Source organism: Hoeflea sp. EC-HK425 (genome assembly GCF_902498795.1).
Taxonomy (GTDB): Bacteria; Pseudomonadota; Alphaproteobacteria; order Rhizobiales; family Rhizobiaceae; genus Hoeflea; species Hoeflea alexandrii.
Genome location: NZ_LR701572.1, coordinates 3,488,731 through 3,505,277, shown reverse-complemented (window position 1 = coordinate 3,505,277; position 16,547 = coordinate 3,488,731). Strand labels below are relative to the sequence as shown.

The 16,547-nt window shown below is 61.7% G+C and carries 14 protein-coding genes; 11 read left to right on the top strand and 3 right to left on the bottom strand.

The window, feature by feature from the left end:
- Positions 1-47 precede the first annotated feature (47 nt).
- The 5 genes from SPHINGO391_RS19540 (at position 48) to SPHINGO391_RS19520 (ending at position 6,238) form a co-directional block, all read left to right on the top strand.
- Entirely contained in the window at positions 48-1,070 is a 1,023-nt protein-coding gene (locus SPHINGO391_RS19540) for a LacI family DNA-binding transcriptional regulator (protein ID WP_152010409.1), read from the top strand.
- Between the two features lie 48 nt (positions 1,071-1,118).
- Positions 1,119-2,573 carry a xylulokinase gene (gene xylB / locus SPHINGO391_RS19535; protein WP_152010408.1) on the top strand — a complete coding sequence of 485 codons (1,455 nt, stop codon included), beginning with the start codon at positions 1,119-1,121 and terminating at the stop codon, positions 2,571-2,573.
- Complete coding sequence (gene xylA, locus SPHINGO391_RS19530; protein ID WP_152010407.1) at positions 2,570-3,883, top strand: xylose isomerase; 1,314 nt, start codon at positions 2,570-2,572, stop codon at positions 3,881-3,883. Before xylB ends, xylA begins: the two co-directional genes overlap by 4 nt.
- Before the next feature lie 150 nt (positions 3,884-4,033).
- The gene (gene pcaD / locus SPHINGO391_RS19525; protein ID WP_152010406.1) at positions 4,034-4,831 is read left to right on the top strand and encodes a 3-oxoadipate enol-lactonase; all 798 of its coding nucleotides are present in this window, start codon (positions 4,034-4,036) and stop codon (positions 4,829-4,831) included.
- A 39-nt stretch (positions 4,832-4,870) separates the two neighbouring features.
- Positions 4,871-6,238, top strand: coding sequence for a GH1 family beta-glucosidase (locus SPHINGO391_RS19520; RefSeq protein WP_152010405.1), 1,368 nt, complete (start codon positions 4,871-4,873; stop codon positions 6,236-6,238).
- Here the strand turns inward: SPHINGO391_RS19520 and SPHINGO391_RS19515 are convergent, their stop codons facing one another.
- From SPHINGO391_RS19515 to SPHINGO391_RS19505, 3 genes are read right to left on the bottom strand one after another with little or no spacing between them, the layout of a single operon-like run.
- Complete coding sequence (locus SPHINGO391_RS19515) at positions 6,239-7,243, bottom strand: 4-hydroxyproline epimerase (protein WP_152010404.1); 1,005 nt, start codon at positions 7,241-7,243, stop codon at positions 6,239-6,241.
- A gap of 23 nt (positions 7,244-7,266) precedes the next feature.
- Positions 7,267-8,511: an FAD-dependent oxidoreductase gene (locus SPHINGO391_RS19510; protein ID WP_152010403.1), complete on the bottom strand. Its 1,245-nt coding sequence runs from the start codon at positions 8,509-8,511 to the stop codon at positions 7,267-7,269.
- Positions 8,508-9,449, bottom strand: coding sequence for a rhodanese-related sulfurtransferase (locus SPHINGO391_RS19505; RefSeq protein ID WP_152010402.1), 942 nt, complete (start codon positions 9,447-9,449; stop codon positions 8,508-8,510). Before SPHINGO391_RS19505 ends, SPHINGO391_RS19510 begins: the two co-directional genes overlap by 4 nt.
- A gap of 133 nt (positions 9,450-9,582) precedes the next feature.
- On the opposite strand from SPHINGO391_RS19505, the gene SPHINGO391_RS19500 reads away from it, so the two are divergent.
- The 6 genes from SPHINGO391_RS19500 (at position 9,583) to SPHINGO391_RS19475 (ending at position 16,543) form a co-directional block, all read left to right on the top strand.
- Positions 9,583-10,221, top strand: coding sequence for a 2-dehydro-3-deoxy-phosphogluconate aldolase (locus SPHINGO391_RS19500; protein ID WP_152010401.1), 639 nt, complete (start codon positions 9,583-9,585; stop codon positions 10,219-10,221).
- Between the two features lie 162 nt (positions 10,222-10,383).
- Positions 10,384-11,082 (top strand): tellurite resistance TerB family protein, encoded by a 699-nt coding sequence (locus SPHINGO391_RS19495; protein ID WP_152010400.1) that lies wholly within the window; start codon positions 10,384-10,386, stop codon positions 11,080-11,082.
- Positions 11,083-11,236: 154 nt separating this feature from the next.
- Positions 11,237-13,030 carry an ATP-binding protein gene (locus SPHINGO391_RS19490; RefSeq protein ID WP_152010399.1) on the top strand — a complete coding sequence of 598 codons (1,794 nt, stop codon included), beginning with the start codon at positions 11,237-11,239 and terminating at the stop codon, positions 13,028-13,030.
- A gap of 81 nt (positions 13,031-13,111) precedes the next feature.
- The gene (locus SPHINGO391_RS19485; protein WP_244615263.1) at positions 13,112-14,479 is read left to right on the top strand and encodes a sigma-54 dependent transcriptional regulator; all 1,368 of its coding nucleotides are present in this window, start codon (positions 13,112-13,114) and stop codon (positions 14,477-14,479) included.
- A 287-nt stretch (positions 14,480-14,766) separates the two neighbouring features.
- Positions 14,767-15,771, top strand: coding sequence for a DctP family TRAP transporter solute-binding subunit (locus SPHINGO391_RS19480; RefSeq protein WP_152010398.1), 1,005 nt, complete (start codon positions 14,767-14,769; stop codon positions 15,769-15,771).
- 91 nt (positions 15,772-15,862) lie between these two features.
- Positions 15,863-16,543 (top strand): TRAP transporter small permease, encoded by a 681-nt coding sequence (locus SPHINGO391_RS19475; protein WP_152010397.1) that lies wholly within the window; start codon positions 15,863-15,865, stop codon positions 16,541-16,543.
- Positions 16,544-16,547 lie beyond the last annotated feature (4 nt).

Here is a 16,547-nt window from a genome sequence, read left to right as displayed (position 1 = left end):
TTTACGTACCTCAAGAATTGCTCTAGAAGACCTCGCAGGAGGAGACAATGCGACCAACCGTTCACGACATCGCGGCTGAGGCCGGAGTCAGCCTGGCGACCGTCGACCGGGTGCTCAATGCCCGGCCGGGGGTGCGGCGGAAGACCGTCGACAAGGTGCAGGCAGCAGTTGAGCGTCTGGGCTATGTGCGCGACGTCTCTGCTGCGAACCTGGCGAAGAAGCGGACCTATCCGCTTGTGTTCATCCTGCCGGAAGGGCCAAACAGTTTCATGCGTGGGCTTGAAGCGGAGATCCGTGCCGCCATGCAGCGCTCGCCGGTAGAGCGGACGGCGATCCGGATCGAAACGGTGCCGCCCTTCGATCCGGCGGCCATTGTCGGTGTTCTCGATTCACTCGATCCGGCAGAGGTAAACGGTGTGGCACTGGTCGCAACCGATACGCCCGATGTGTCGGCTGCGGTGGATCGTCTGGTCGACAGGGGTGTTCACGTGGCCACGCTGGTGTCCGATCTGCCGGGATCGCAGCGGATTCATTTCTGCGGCATCGACAACCTCGCCGCCGGCCGGACTGCCGGCGGACTGATCGGACGGTTCTGCAATGGCCGAGCCGGGAAGGTGCTGGTCGTGGCCGGCTCGATGAAGCTGTCGGACCATATGGACCGGGCTTCGGGCTTTGCCGCCGTGCTCAGAAGCGAATTTCCCGACCTTGAAATCGTTGGACCGGTGGAGACCAATGATGACGCGGACACGGTCAGGCAGGCCGTGACGGCTGCGCTCGACGCCGAAACAGAAATCATAGCTATCTACAGTCTCGGCGCCGGCACGCGCGGACTGATCGAGGCCCTTCCGGACCGCGAACAGCGCAAGCTCGCCGTTGTTGCGCACGAAGTGACGGAGCATTCGCGGCAGGCGCTTGCCGAGGGTCTGTTCGATGCCGTCATCAACCAGGATTGCGGGCATGAAGTGCGCAGCGCGATCCGGGTGCTCAAAGCGCGGGCCGATGGATTGATGCCGATCAGTGCACAGGAGCGCATTCGCATCGATATTTTCCTGAAGGACAATCTGCCATGAGCCCGTGTCCTGAGCCAATCCCGCATCTTGCTGAAAGGATCCGCCGCCATGTATCTCGGACTTGATCTCGGAACCTCATCGCTGAAGGCGCTGCTGATTGATGACAATCAGCGCATCCTGGGTTCGGCCAGTGCGCCACTCACCGTCGAGCGGCCGCATCACGGATGGTCGGAACAGGATCCCTACAGCTGGATCCATGCAACCCGGGCAGCGCTCTCGGAGCTTGGCAAGGCCCATGCTGCGGAACTGGCCAGGGTGCGCGGCATCGGGCTGTCGGGTCACATGCATGGCGCGACGACCATCGACCGCGACGGCAAGGTGATCCGGCCCTGCATCCTGTGGAACGACACACGCAGCTATCATGAAGCCGCGGAACTGGATGCCGATCCGATATTCCGGCGCCTGACCGGCAATATCGTCTTCCCCGGCTTCACCGCGCCGAAACTCAAATGGATGGCTGCCAACGAGCCGGAAGCCTTCGCACGCGTTGCCAAGGTGCTGCTGCCGAAGGATTACCTGCGGCTCTGGTTGAGCGGCGAGGCGATTTCCGAAATGTCGGATTCGGCCGGAACGTCCTGGCTCGACACCGGCAAACGCGCCTGGGATGACAGTCTTCTCGCAGCCACCGGTCTTGACCGGAGCCACATGCCCGCGCTGGTCGAGGGCACGGAGCGGGCCGGGGCGTTGCGCGCCGATGTGGCCGCGGACCTGGGCTTGCCCGCCGGCATCCCGATCGCGGGAGGGGCGGGTGACAATGCGGCCTCTGCCTGCGGTATGGGAACGGTGGGCGACAACCACGCCTTTGCCTCGCTCGGAACCTCGGGCGTGCTGTTTGCGGCCAACAACCGGTATCTGCCCAATCCCGGCAGCGCCGTGCACGCGTTCTGCCACGCGCTGCCCGGGACCTGGCACCAGATGGGCGTGATCCTTTCGGCAACGGATTCGCTCAACTGGCTTGCCGGGGTCACCTCGATGAAGCCTTCGGCGCTGACTTCAGAGCTCGGCGACACCCTGCTGGCTCCGGGCTCGGTGATGTTCCTGCCCTATCTTTCGGGCGAACGGACGCCGCACAATGACGCCGCCATTCGCGGCAGTTTTACCGGTCTCGAACACGCATCCGATCGCACTTCCCTCACCCGTTCGGTGCTTGAAGGGGTCTGCTTTGCCTTCCGCGACAGTCTTGCCGCGTTGGCCCAGGCGGGCACGTCGCTGGCACGGGTCACCGCCATCGGCGGCGGCTCGAAGTCGGACTACTGGCTGGAAGCACTGTCCACCGTGCTGGACCTTCCGGTGGACATACCCGAGGGCGGCGACTTCGGTGCCGCGTTCGGCGCCGCCCGGCTTGGCCTGATCGCGGCGGAAAACGCCGATCCCTTGTCCGTGTGCACGCAGCCGGCCACGGAAAGAACCATTCACCCCAATCGCGATCTCTCGGCGGCCTTCGACGAGGCATACCAGACCTATCGCGCGCTCTATCCCGCTATCAAAGGAGCCATGTCATGAGCACAGGATTTTTCGGAGACGTCACCAGGATCAAGTATGAAGGGCCGGAGAGCAGCAATCCGCTTGCCTTCCACCATTACAATGCCGACGAGATGGTCATGGGCAAGCGGATGGAGGACCACCTGCGCTTTGCGGTCGCTTACTGGCATTCCTTCGCCTGGGAGGGCGGTGATCCGTTTGGTGGCCGCACCTTCGAAAGGCCCTGGTATCCGCAGGACTCGATGGAACTCGCGAAGCTGAAGGCCGATGTTGCCTTCGAGATGTTCTCTGCGCTGGGTGCACCTTTCTACTGCTTCCATGATGCGGACGTGCGTCCGGAAGGCTCCAACTTCGCCGAGAACACGAAGAACCTCGAAGAGATCGTCGACTATTTTGCCGGCAAGCAGGAAGATACCGGTGTGAAACTGCTGTGGGGGACGGCCAACCTGTTTTCCAACCGTCGATTCATGTCGGGGGCCGCGACCAATCCCGATCCGGACGTCTTTGCCTTCGCCGCGGCGACGGTGAAGACATGCATCGATGCCACCCACAAGCTCGGCGGTGAAAACTACGTGCTGTGGGGCGGGCGCGAAGGCTACGAGACCCTGCTCAACACCGACCTGAAACGGGAAGACCAGCAGCTGGGCCGCTTCCTCAACCTGGTGGTCGAGTACAAGCACAAGATCGGCTTCGAGGGCACGATCCTGATCGAGCCGAAGCCGCAGGAGCCGACCAAGCACCAGTATGATTACGACGTTGCCACCGTCTACGGCTTCCTCAAGCGGCACGGGCTCGAAAACGAGGTCAAGGTCAATATCGAGCAGGGCCATGCGATCCTTGCCGGCCATTCCTTCGAGCACGAGTTGGAACTGGCGCAGGCGCTGGGGATCTTCGGATCGATCGACATGAACCGCAACGACTATCAGTCGGGCTGGGACACCGACCAGTTCCCCAACAATGTGCCCGAGATGGCGCTCGCTTACTACGCGATCGTGAAGGGCGGCGGTTTTTCCACCGGCGGCACCAATTTCGACGCCAAGCTGCGGCGTCAGTCGCTCGACCCGCAAGATCTGCTCTATGCCCATATCGGCGGCATGGATACCTGTGCACGGGCGCTGAAGGCGGCGGCGAAAATGGTCGAGGACGGGGTGCTGACGAGCTTCGTCGAGGAACGCTATGCCGGCTGGAACGGTGCAGAAGCCAAGAAGATGCTTGATGGCGGTTTCTCGCTTTCGGAGATCGAAGAGTGGGTACGCAAGGCCGACATCAATCCGCAGCCGAAATCCGGCCGGCAGGAGTACCTGGAGAATGTCGTCAATCGTTACGTCTGACAGACGGTGTTCCTGAAATTGAATTGATGAGGACGGCGGCTCATGGTGACGGGCCGCCGTCTGATTGAACAGTGTTTTGTTTGCGTGCCGGCGTTCTGTCGCGTAAATCAGGCTTCCAATCTGCAGATCATCCCGGAAGGAAGCCTCGCCATGCAATTTGCCCGCCTGAACGGTGTCGTCATCCATCATCAGGTGATCGGCGCGGCCCCGGACAAGCCGACGATCGTTTTTGCCAACTCGCTTGGAACGGATTACCGGATCTGGCGCGACGTGATCGTGCGGATGGTCGGAGACTACAGCATCATCGCCTACGACAAGCGCGGTCACGGGCTCTCGGAACTGGGTGACGCCGAGATCACCATGGATGATCACATCAATGACCTGATCGCATTGATCGAGCATTTCGAAGCCAAGAATGTCATCATCTGCGGACTTTCAGTCGGGGGCATGATCGCGCAAGGGGTGGCCGCCAAAAGGCCGGACCTGGTGCGCGCGATGATCCTGTGTGACACCGGCCACAAGATCGGGACGCCGGACATGTGGAACGCGCGTATCACGGCGATCAGGGAACAGGGAATAGCTGCGATTTCGGACGCAATCCTGGAGCGCTGGTTTGCCAAGGACTATCGCAGGGCCGACAATGCCGACTTTACCGGTTACCGGATGATGCTCGAACGCACACCGGTCGAAGGCTATGTCGGCACCTGTGCCGCGATTCGGGACAGCGATTTCACCAAGTCGAGTTCGGAACTGGTGATGCCGGTCATCTGCGTGGTGGGCACCGAGGACGGTTCGACACCGCCGTCTCTGGTGGGGGAAATGGCGCGGCTGATCCCGGGCGCGATGTACCAGGAGATCCCCGGAGCCGCACACCTGCCCTGCATCGAAAAACCGGTTGAACTGAGCGAGATCATCAAGGCCTTCACCGAACGGCTTTCGACGAACTGAAACCTGCCTCTGGAAGAGCATCACCTGAACGGGATCGACATGACATCCGAGACCTCGCCGCAGAAACTGGCCCGCCGGTTCCCGGACGCATTCCTGTTCGGGGTGGCAACGGCTTCTTACCAGATCGAGGGCGCGGCGACCGAGGACGGCCGCAAGCCGTCGATCTGGGATGCGTTCTCCCACATGCCCGGCCGGGTCAAGGGCGGGGACACCGGCGACGAGGCTTGCGATCATTACAACAGGCTCGACGCCGATCTCGACCTGATGGCTGAACTGGGCGTCGAGGCGTACAGGTTTTCCATTGCCTGGCCGCGGATCCTGCCTGACGGCACCGGTGCGATCAACGCAAAGGGATTCGACTTTTACGATCGTCTGCTCGATGGTCTGGAAGCCCGCGGCATCAAGGCGTTCGCGACGCTCTATCACTGGGACCTGCCGCTGGCGCTGATGGGGCGGGGCGGCTGGACGGACCGGGGGACAGCTGAGGCCTTTGCCGACTATGCCGGGATCGTCACCAGGCGTCTTGGGGACAGGCTCGACACCATCGTTACCTTCAACGAGCCGTGGTGCTCGGTTTATCTCGGCCATCTGATGGGGGTTCACGCGCCCGGCGAGCGGTCGATGCAAGCGGCGATGTCGGCGCTGCATGTCACCAATCTGGCGCATGGTCTCGGAGTGCAGGCGATAAGGGCGGAGCGGCCCGATCTGCCGGTCGGTATCGTTCTCAACGCGATGAGCGTGATGGCGGCCAGCGACAGCGATGCGGACCGCAAGGCCGCGGAACGGGCAAATGACTTTCACAACGGGGTCTTCTTCGGGCCGCTGTTCAAGGGATCCTATCCGCACTCCGTACTTGAGGGATGTCCAGATCTGGCGGGGCACATCAGGGACGGCGATCTCGAGACGATCCACCAGCCGCTCGATTTCTGGGGTCTGAACTATTACACGCCGATGCGGGTGAGCGACGATGCCTCAGCAGAGTTTCCGCATGTGGCTGGCGCGCCGGCGGTCCAACCGGGGAAGACCGACATCGGCTGGGAAATCGAGCCGCTGGGCTTGTCGCACGTGGTCAAGGATCTCTATGGCCGCTACACGCTGCCGGAATTCTACATCACCGAGAACGGAGCCGCCGACAACACGGAAGTCCAGAACGGCGCCGTCAGCGACACGATGCGGCTCGATTACATCGCAACCCACCTCTCGGTGGTTGCCGACCTGATTGCCGAGAACCATCCGCTGAAGGGCTATTTCGCCTGGAGCCTGATGGACAATTTCGAATGGGCCGAGGGCTATTCGCAGCGTTTCGGCATCGTGCATGTCGACTATGAAACGCAGACACGCACCATCAAGCAATCCGGCCACTGGTACCAGTCGCTGATCGCCGCCCACGAGGCAGGCAATAGCTGATCAGCGGACGACGAAACCGTGGGCGAAAGGGTCTTCCTCGTCATCGATGGTGATGGTGTTCAGCCCTGTTTCCACAGCCCAGCCGGCGACCGAAGGGATGATTGCGGGCTTGCCCGCCACTTGGGTTGCCTCCTCCACCCGGCCATGAAACAGCGAGCCGATAATGCTTTCATGGACGAAGTCGTCGCCGGGCCTGAGTTTGCCTTTGGCCGCCCATTGCGCCATGCGCGCCGACGTGCCGGTGCCGCAGGGCGAGCGATCGATGGCCTTGTCACCGTAAAAGACCGCATTGCGGGCATGGGCCTCGGGTCTGGTCGGCGCTCCGGTCCAGAGGACATGGCTTAATCCGCGGATATCGGGCTTTTCCGGATGGACGAACTCGTGCTCGCTGTTGAGGCGTTCGCGCAAAGCCGGACTCATGCGGACCAGATCGCCGGCCGAGAAGTCCGCCATGTCGGCGAAATTTTCCTGGGCATCGACTATGGCGTAGAAATTGCCGCCATAGGCAACATCGACGGTAATCTTGCCCAGACCTTCGCACCAGGTCTTGATACCGGTTGAATGCAGGAATGCCGGCACGTTGGTCAGCCGGACTTCGGTAACCTTGCGGCCGTTCTGCTGATAACGGGCGACGATGCGCCCGGCTGGCGTGTCGATCGCCAGAACGCCCGGTTCGCGCGGTCTGACAAGGCCATTCTCGATCGCCATCGTCACCGTGCCGATGGTGCCGTGGCCGCACATCGGCAGGCATCCGGAGGTCTCGATGAACAGGAAGGCGATGTCGCAATCGTCGCGCGTCGGCGGATAGAGTATGGCGCCCGACATCATGTCGTGGCCACGCGGCTCGAACATCAGGCCGGTACGAATCCAGTCATACTCGGCCAGGAAATGCGCCCGACGCTCGAGCATTGTCCCGCCGTCAAGCTGCGGGCCACCGCCGGTGACGACGCGGACCGGGTTGCCGCAGGTGTGGCCGTCGATGCAGAAGAAACGATTGCGCGCCATGGCTTGCTCTCACTACGGGGTTATCAAAAACGGTCGGGCCGGCAGGCGGCAATGTCAATACTCGGAGTCTGGTTGCCCGCCAGATCAGCTATGAGCCGTCCCATGGCTGCCGATTGGGTCAGCCCAAGATGGCCATTGCCGAAGCCGAGCAGGACCGATGGGTCCTCCGGCAGGGCGCCGATCACCGGCAGGCTGTCAGGCATCGAGGGCCGGAAGCCCATCCATTCGACGCCTCCGGTGGTTTTCAGTCCTGGCAGGAAGGTCGCCGCCTTCTCCAGCATGGATTTCGAGCGGGCAAAATTGGGCGGCAGGTCGAGGCCGCCGAGTTCGACCGCGCCGCCGACCCGCACGCCGGTCGAAAGCGGCGTCATGACGAAGCCATGATTGCCGAAGATCAGCTGGCGCTTGAGGTCGAATGCGCCCTCGGGCAGCGTGGTGTTGTAGCCGCGCTCGGTGTCGAGCGGAATGCGCAGCTTTGTCACCGGGTTGATCAGGCGTGTCGACCAGGCGCCGGCGCAGATGACGATGCGGTCAGCATCGCGGGTGGTGCCGTCGGCAAGCCTGACAGATGGGCCTGCTTCGGACCGTTCCAGACCGACAATCTCGGCTTTCTCGAAGGTTGCCCCGCAGTGTTCCGCATGGGCCCAGAGCGCAAGGGCAAATACCTGCGGTTCGGACACGGTCTTCCAGCCGGGAACATAGGTGCCGGCGACAAAGCGTGAGGACAGTCCGGGCTGAAGCTCGGCCAGCCTCTCGCCGCGGACATGCTCGAAGGCGATGCCGGCCTGTTCCCGCTGCTGCCAGCCGGCAGAAGCGGCTTTGAGCTCTCCTTCGCTTTCGTAAAGTTCCAGTGAGCCGTCATGGCGCACCATCGCACCAATACCGGCCCGGTCGACCAGCGCCATCATCTCGACCTCGGCAAGCCGCATCAGCGCTGTCTGCGTTTCGATGGAAGCCCTGTAGCGGGCGGGAAGGCTGGCCTTCCAGAATTGCCAGAGCCAGGGTGTGAGCCGCGGCAGATAGGACGGACGGATGGTCAGCGGACCCAGCGGATCAAGCAGCCATTTCGGCGCCCTGAGCAAGATCTTCGGCGAGGCCAGCGGCATGATATCGGAGAATGCCAGTGCCGCGGCATTGCCCTTGCTTGTTTCCTGCGCAAGGCCGGATCGATCAATTACGGTGACCTTGTGCCCGGCTTCCGCAAGCAGTGCTGCGGTGGCGATGCCGACCACGCCGCCGCCAACGATGATGATCCGGTTCGGGCTCATGCGTCTTCAGCTTCTGAACGCGCGGTTGCGCGCTCGGCCAGCATCTGCTGGTGGCGCATGCGGAAGCGGACGCGGTCTTCCTCGGTGCGGCTGTGGTAGCAGTGCGGACAGGACGCGCCTTCCTCGTAGAGCGGCGAGGCCTGCTCCTCGGGCGTCACCGGATTGCGGCATGCGCGGCAGAGTATCTCGTCGCTTTCGCGAAGGCCGTGGGTGACAGCCACGCGCTCATCGAAGACAAAGCAGGAGCCCTGCCAGAGGCTTTCGTCTTCGGGAACATTCTCCAGGTATTTCAGAATTCCGCCCTTGAGATGGTAGACATTCTCATAGCCCTTTGCGCGCATGAAGGCGGTTGCCTTCTCGCAGCGGATGCCGCCGGTACAGAACATGGCGATTGGCTTGCTCTTGTCTTCGATGCCGGCCTTTTCCACCCAGTCCGGGAACTCCCGGAAGGTGCTGGTTTCCGGATTGATCGCACCCTTGAAGGTGCCGATGCCGACTTCGTAATCGTTGCGGGTATCGATTACGACGGTGTCAGGATCCGAAATCAACCTGTTCCAGTCCGCCGGGTCGACATAGGCGCCGACACCCTCCAGCGGATCGATGTCGGGTACACCCATGGTGACGATTTCCTTTTTCAGTCGCACCTTCATGCGCCTGAACGGCATCTTGTGGGCACTGCTTTCCTTGTGCTCCAGGGTTTCGAGCCCGGGAATGGCCCGAAGGTGGGACAGCAGGGCATCGATGGCCGAGCGGGAGCCGGCAATGGTTCCGTTGACGCCTTCGCGGGCCAGCAGCAGGGTGCCCTTGACGCCCTGCTCGGCGCATAATTCCGCCAGCGGCGGCTGCAGCGCTTCATGGCCCTCGAGGCGGGCGAAATGGTACAGCGCCGCGACGACCACGGGCTGGTTCGGGGCGGGTGTTTTGGCAGGTGTCTTCATGCCAGCCGCAATAGCGCGTTCGCGCATTTCAGGCAATCGGTCTGTGGTGCCCGGTTGAGGCCGCAGCGTAGACAATCCCTGGACGAAAGGCTATTCGGTGCGCTCCTGTTGATGACGCGAAAGGACAAGCGCCATGGGTGAAAAAACCCAAGCCCTCATTTCCATTCTGAAATTGCAGCCTGTGGTGCCCGTACTTGTCATCAAGGATCTCGCTCATGCGGTACCTCTGGCGCGTGCCCTGGTCGCGGGCGGGCTGAAAGCCATCGAAATCACCATGAGGACGCCGGTGGCGCTGGAGGCAATCCGCGCGGTGGCAGATGAGGTCGAGGGTGCTGTTCCCGGCGCCGGTACGGTGCTGAACGCGAAACAGTACCACCAGGCTGTCGAGGCTGGATCGCAGTTCATCGTTTCACCCGGGACGACGCTTGAACTTCTGGATGTTGCCCGCAAGTCGCCGGTGCCGTTGTTGCCGGGAGCTGCCACGCCGAGTGAGGTAATGGCGCTCAGGGAAGAAGGCTATGAGGTCCTCAAGTTCTTTCCGGCAGAACAGGCAGGTGGCGCCGCCTACCTCAAATCGCTTTCATCGCCGCTGGCCGGAATGATGTTCTGCCCGACCGGCGGGATCACGCCAGACAATGCACGTGACTACCTCTCGTTGCCGAACGTGGTTTGCGTTGGTGGGTCCTGGGTGGCCCCCAATGCGCTGGTCGAAGCCGGAGACTGGGATGGCATCACCCGGCTGGCCACAGAGGCATCGCGGTTTTCTGCCTGAGATCACTGCTTTTTCTTGTCGTCATCGGAGCCACCGGTGCGTGGCCTCGATGCGTCAGTGTCAGAAGTCGACCATGGTTTGAAAGCGGGTCCGCGAATTCCTATCTGATGCTGGAAGCGGCCGGAACGCGCTGCCACACCAGGAAGACAAGGACCTGCACCAATGTTCGATCCCAAAGCCCTGCTTGACCAGTTTCTCGGCTCCAACGTTCCCGGTACCCAAGGTACGGTGCGTGACAAGGCCAGCCAGGCGACGCAGCTTGCCAAAGACAATCCGCTGGCCACGGGTGCGATCGTGGCCGTGCTCCTGGGGACAGGAACAGGACGGGCGATCGGCGGGTCAGCCCTGAAACTTGGCGGCATGGCCGCCATTGCCGGTCTCGGCTACCAGGCCTGGAAAAACTACCAGGCCGGAAAGACGCCGGTGGAGGGGGCAGCCGCACAGCAGCCTGAAATGCTGGCGCCGCCCGCGGATTCGGATTTCTCTGCCGAACCGGCCCGTGTCGACAGCGATTTCGCGCTTTCGCTGATCCGGATCATGATTGCCGCGGCGCGGGCGGACGGCCATGTGGATGATGCGGAGCGCGCGCGGATTCACGACAAGCTGGCGCTGTCGGGTCTCGGCGAAGACGCCATCGCGTTTCTTGATGACGAGCTGTCCAAGCCCGTCGACATGGACGGCATCTTGGCCTCAGCTTCAACCGAGGTTCAAAAAATCGAGATGTTTACTGCTGCGCGGCTTGCGATCGACCCCGACACAAGGGCTGAACGCGGGTTTCTTGACCTGCTGGCAGGCCGTCTTGGGCTGGCCGATCCCCTGGTTGACCATATCGAGGCAACGGTCGCGGCGGCCAAGGTTTGATTATCAAGGTATCTCACTCTCTTGGCTGGGTGTCGCGCCGGGTTTTTTCACCTTGCCCGGGACTGACGCTGCAATGAAGCCGGCTCCCGGGCGACCGTGAAATCCCGTCGCCCGGGAGATTTCCTTTGGCGATGATTGGCTCTAGAGTCAGCCGATGCAATCGCGCGCCGCCATCGAGAGACAATTCCGCCGGTTCAGGTTTGGCCTGTTTGTTGTCTGGGCCATCCTGCTGGCGATCATCGTGGCATGGTCCGTCCGCTCGGCCAGAGAGCGCGCGCTTTCGGAGGTGATGCAGAAGGCTGGCGAGACACTGTCGGTGCAGACCGAAATCCTGTCCGGCGTCCTCGACAAGTACCGCCTGCTTCCGCCATTGCTGTCACGCCAATCATCAATCCGAGCATTGTTCGTTCGCGATGCCGAAGGCAATGCTCAGGCTCTGGATGCGCGCAGGATTGCTGAATCGACTGCGAGCATGTCGGCGGCCATGGATGTGGCCTTCTTCTTTCCCGACGGAGAATTGCTGGCGAATGCTCGGGGTTCACTCGTCGATCGCGCTGAAGGGTTGCCGGAGCTTATCGAGGTCGCCCTTCAGGGCAGGTTGGGCCGTGCAGCTGTTGCCAACAGGCAAGGAGAGCGGACCTATGCTTTCTCTTCCGGCGTTCACCGCGAGGGAAAATTCGTCGGTGTCGTGATCGTCTATGTCGACTTCTATCGGGTCGAAGCAGCCTGGGCGCTGTCGGCGCGCCGTATCTTTGTCACCGACAAGACAGGCACCGTGTTTCTGGCAAATGATGCTGCCTGGCGGCTCAAGAACATCGCCGACCTGCGCGAGACGGCAGAGAGCGACCGGTATCTAATCGATGGCCGTTTCGAACGGCGACTGGATCTTGTTCGCGGCCTGCCTCTGCTGGAATGGGATCTGCATGTGTTGGCCGATCCAGCCCCGGTGGCTGCGGCACGTCTGAGCGCGGCGTCGATTGCGACGCTTGTCGGGCTGCTTGCCGGGATGATCGCCCTCGTGGTTCTCCGCCGCAACGAGGAGGCGATCATCAAGGCGCGCACCGACCGGGCCACCGCGCTGCGTCTTGAGCGCGTTGTCAGGGACCGGACGCGGGCGCTCTCAATCACCAACCAGTCGCTCAGCCAGGAAGTCGAGGTCCGCCGCGAGGCGGAGGAGCGCCTGCGCAAGACACAGAACGAACTGGTGCAGACCGCAAAGCTCGCCGCGCTCGGACAGATGTCTACGGCACTGAGCCATGAATACAATCAGCCATTGGCCGCGATACGATCCTATTCCGACAACGCCTTGCGGTTTCTCGACAAGGGTGCACTTTCCGAGGTTTCGGGCAATCTGGCGCGGATCAACGGACTGGTCGAGCGCATGGCGGAGCTGTCAAGAACGCTGCTTTCCTTCTCGCGCAAGCCGGGCGCCAGCGTTGGACCGGTTCCGCTTGGCACCATTATCGACGAAGCCTTGTTGCTGGCGCGCCCGCGGGCGCGGGCCGCAGGTATCACCGATATTCGCGTCGGTGACGGCGTTTCGGGGCTCTTCGTGCTGGGTGGCAGGATCAGGCTCGGGCAGGTGTTCGTCAATCTCGTCAACAATGCGATCGATGCTCTTTCCGGGCAGGCCGATGCGACAGTGGAGATCGACGCGCGGCGGCAGGGAGACCGTGTCGTCGTCACCGTTATCGATAACGGTCCGGGGGTCGACCCCGCGCAGTTGCCGAAGGTCTTCGAGCCTTTTTTTACCACCAAGGGGGTGGGTGAGGGGATTGGTATCGGCTTGTCCATCGTTGACAATATCATCCGTGATTTTGGCGGAACCATCATGGTGGACAACAGACCGGAAGGCGGGGCCTGTTTCACGATCAATCTGCGGGCAGCGGAGGCTGATGTGGCTGGAAGGAATGACCGTACGGCGCCAGCCGCTGAAGCGGCAATTTAAGCGGCAATGCCATGATGCTGGACAAAACGGCTGCTTCATGATTTCAGGCAGTGCAGAAATTGACCCGGGAGGAGCCCCAATTTGGAAGACAGTTCCGCGCTGAGGCCGCAGGACAGGGTTGTGCATCTGGTCGATGACGATGCCGACCTCAGGCATGCGCTGAAGCAATCGCTGGAACTCGAGGGGTTGAGTGTGAGGTGCCACACCGGCGCAGAGGATATCGGTGATCTGCCGCTTCGCAGTCTCTATGGTGTGATTGTCTCCGATATCCGGATGCCGGGCATGGATGGTCTCGCGCTGATGCGCCACATTCTGGGTGTCGACCCTACTCTTCCGGTCGTGCTCATCACCGGACATGGCGACGTTCAGATGGCTGTCGAAGCGATGCGTGCCGGCGCCTACGACTTCATCGAGAAACCGTTTGCCGCAAATCGCCTGTTCTCGGTGGTCGAGCGGGCGCTCGAGAAGCGCCGGCTGGTGCTGGAAAACCGTTCGCTGCGAAATGCGCTCGAAGGCAGCGACGATCTTTCGTCGCGGCTGGTGGGCCGCAATCCGGCCATCCAGCGGCTGCGGGCACAGATTTCGGCCGTGGCCGATACCGATGCCGATGTGCTGATCACCGGCGAAACGGGAACTGGCAAGGAAGTCGTCGCCCGGGCGCTTCATGATTTCGGTCCACGGCGCAAGGGCAACTTCGTTGCGATCAATTGCGCGGCGCTGCCGGCCGATATCTTTGAATCAGAACTGTTCGGCCACGAAGCCGGTGCGTTCACCGGGGCGCAGAAACTCAGGATCGGAAAGCTCGAACATGCCAATGGTGGCACGGTTTTTCTTGACGAGATTGAATCCATGCCGATCGACCTGCAGGCCAAACTGCTGCGCGCGATCGAGGAAAGGTCGATCGAGCGGCTTGGATCGAACCGGCAGGTGGCGCTCGATGTGCGTTTCGTTGCGGCGACCAAGGCTGATCTGAACAACAACCCAGCGTTCCGAACAGACCTTTACTACCGGCTGAATGTAATCACCCTGGATATTCCAGCCCTGCGCGCCCGCAAGGACGACATTCCGTTGCTGTTCTTCCACCTGGCACGCGAAGCCCGTGCCCGCTACCGCCGCGAGATCCCGGAGATCGCGCCGCAGATCGAGGCCGGGCTGCTTGCCCATGACTGGCCCGGCAATGTGCGCGAGTTGCGAAACGTGGCGGACCGGTTCGTGCTCGGCATGTGGGCGGGTTTCGGCTCCGAGCCCGACACGGGGCTCGAGATCGGAAGCGGCAGTCTCGCAGAGCGGATGGACGCGTTCGAGAGCGCGGTGATCAGGGCCGAGATCAGCCGCAATGGCGGTGCGCTGAAGCCCACCTATGAGAAGCTTGGGGTCTCCCGCAAGGGCTTGTATGAAAAGATGCGGCGGCTGGGGATCTCATCCGGAGAAAGTGCCGATGGGTCGTAGAGTGCCCATGCTTGCCTGCTGACGGGTTGTCTGTTGCCCGTAATCGCGGCCGCGCATCGTGCTTTTCCCCTTCTTGATGCCGTAGCTTGTGCTGTTTGAGCTTATTTTGCTGCTTTTACCCCTTCATTCTTCAATTGGCACGGGCCTTGCAAAGCTCTTACGCTGAATGCGGTGGACGGGAGGTCATCGCCGGGAGGATGCCGGGCCAAAGCCCGGTCCTGCCGCTTCCTCTGGTCTGCGCTTCGCTTGACAAGTTCCGGGCGTATTGCCCCAGTGGAGGATATCTCATGAAAAAGCTACTTCTTGGCGCCGTTTCCGCCGCCGCTCTCCTGTTCACCGCCAATGCGGCTTCGGCCAATTGCGATGACGGCGAGATGGTCATCAAGTTCAGCCACGTGGTGGCTGCAACCGGTCACCCCAAGGGTGACGCCGCCACGCTGCTCGCCGAGCGCGTGAACTCCGAAATGAACGGCAAGGCCTGCATGGAAGTGTTCGCCAACTCGACGCTGTTCGACGATGACAAGGTTCTCGAAGCCCTGTTGCTGGGCGATGTCCAGCTCGCAGCGCCTTCGCTGTCGAAGTTCGAGGCCTACACGCTCAAGTACCGCCTGTTCGACCTTCCGTTCCTGTTTGCAAGCCTCAAGGCTGTCGACAGCTTCACCCAGTCGGATGCCGGCAAGGGCCTGCTGACGGTTATGGAAGATGTCGGCTACACCGGCCTGGGCTACTGGTCCTCAGGCCTGAAGCAGTTCTCGGCCAACAAGCCGCTGCTGGTGCCTTCGGATGCTGATGGCCTGAAGTTCCGCGTTCAGACCTCGGACGTTGCCGTGGCAATGATCGAAGCCATGGGTGGTTCCGCCCAGAAGCTTGCTTTCAAGGAAGTCTACGGCGCGCTGCAGACCGGCGTAGTCGACGGGCAGGAAAATTCCTGGTCGAACATCTACACCCAGAAGTTCTTCGAAGTGCAGGATGGTGTCACCGAAACCAACCACCAGCTGCTGGCCTACCTTCTGGTGACCTCGACGGAATGGCTCAACAGCCTTGAGGCCGATGTGCGTGACCAGTTTGTATCCATCGTCAACGATGTGACCAACGAAGCCAATGCTTCGGTCGCCGCCAAGGAAGCAGCCAACCGCCAGAACATTCTGGATGCCGGTGGCACCATCCGCGAACTCGATGCCACGCAGCGCAAGGCATGGGTCGATGCGATGAAGCCGGTCTGGTCGAAGTTCGAAGGCGATATCGGCACCGACCTGATCGATGCCGCCGTTGCTTCGAACGACGCCAGCTAAACAAGAAGCCAGCTAGGCAAAAAGGGTGGACCCGGGAAAATCCGGGTCCACCCGGACTACGGCTGGGGCATTCGGCATTCTGGGGGACGCAATGTATATCTATCTGCCTTACATCATCATGGGCGCGGTGATTGCGCTTTTCTGGCTTGCGGAACGCCGCAACCCGGATGCGGTCACCCGGTTTGAAGAAAACGTGCTGGCTGTTCTTCTGGCGCTTATCACGATTGTTTCCTTCACCCAGGTGGTGGCCCGTTACGGCTTCAACAGCGGCTGGACCGGAGCGCTGGAATTCACCCGGATCCTGTTTGCATGGATGATCCTGTTCGGCATGAGCTATGGGCTCAAGCAGGGCATGCATCTGGGCGTCGACGCGCTGCTGCGGCTGTTTCCCAAACCGGTGTTCCGGTTCTTCGCCATCTTCGGCGCTGTCTGCGCCTTTCTCTATGCCGCCATTCTGATCGAATCAGCATGGCTCGGGATCTTCGGCGCCAACACCAGCGGCGGCGCGATGGTTTACTGGGCGAAATTCTTCCAGATCGGCATCGGCCTCGATGACCTGCGCTATCCGGAATGGATGCAGGAGACATTCGGCCTGAAGGAGCGGGTACAGCGCTGGATCGCTTATCTCATCCTGCCAATCGGACTGGGTCTTTTCGGGTTCCGTGCACTGCAGGCCATGGTGGCCATCTGGCGCGGCGACCGCGAACTGATCATTGCCGGACATGAGGCGGAAGACCTCGTTGCCGAAAACCGCAACGTGCTGAAGGACTGATCCG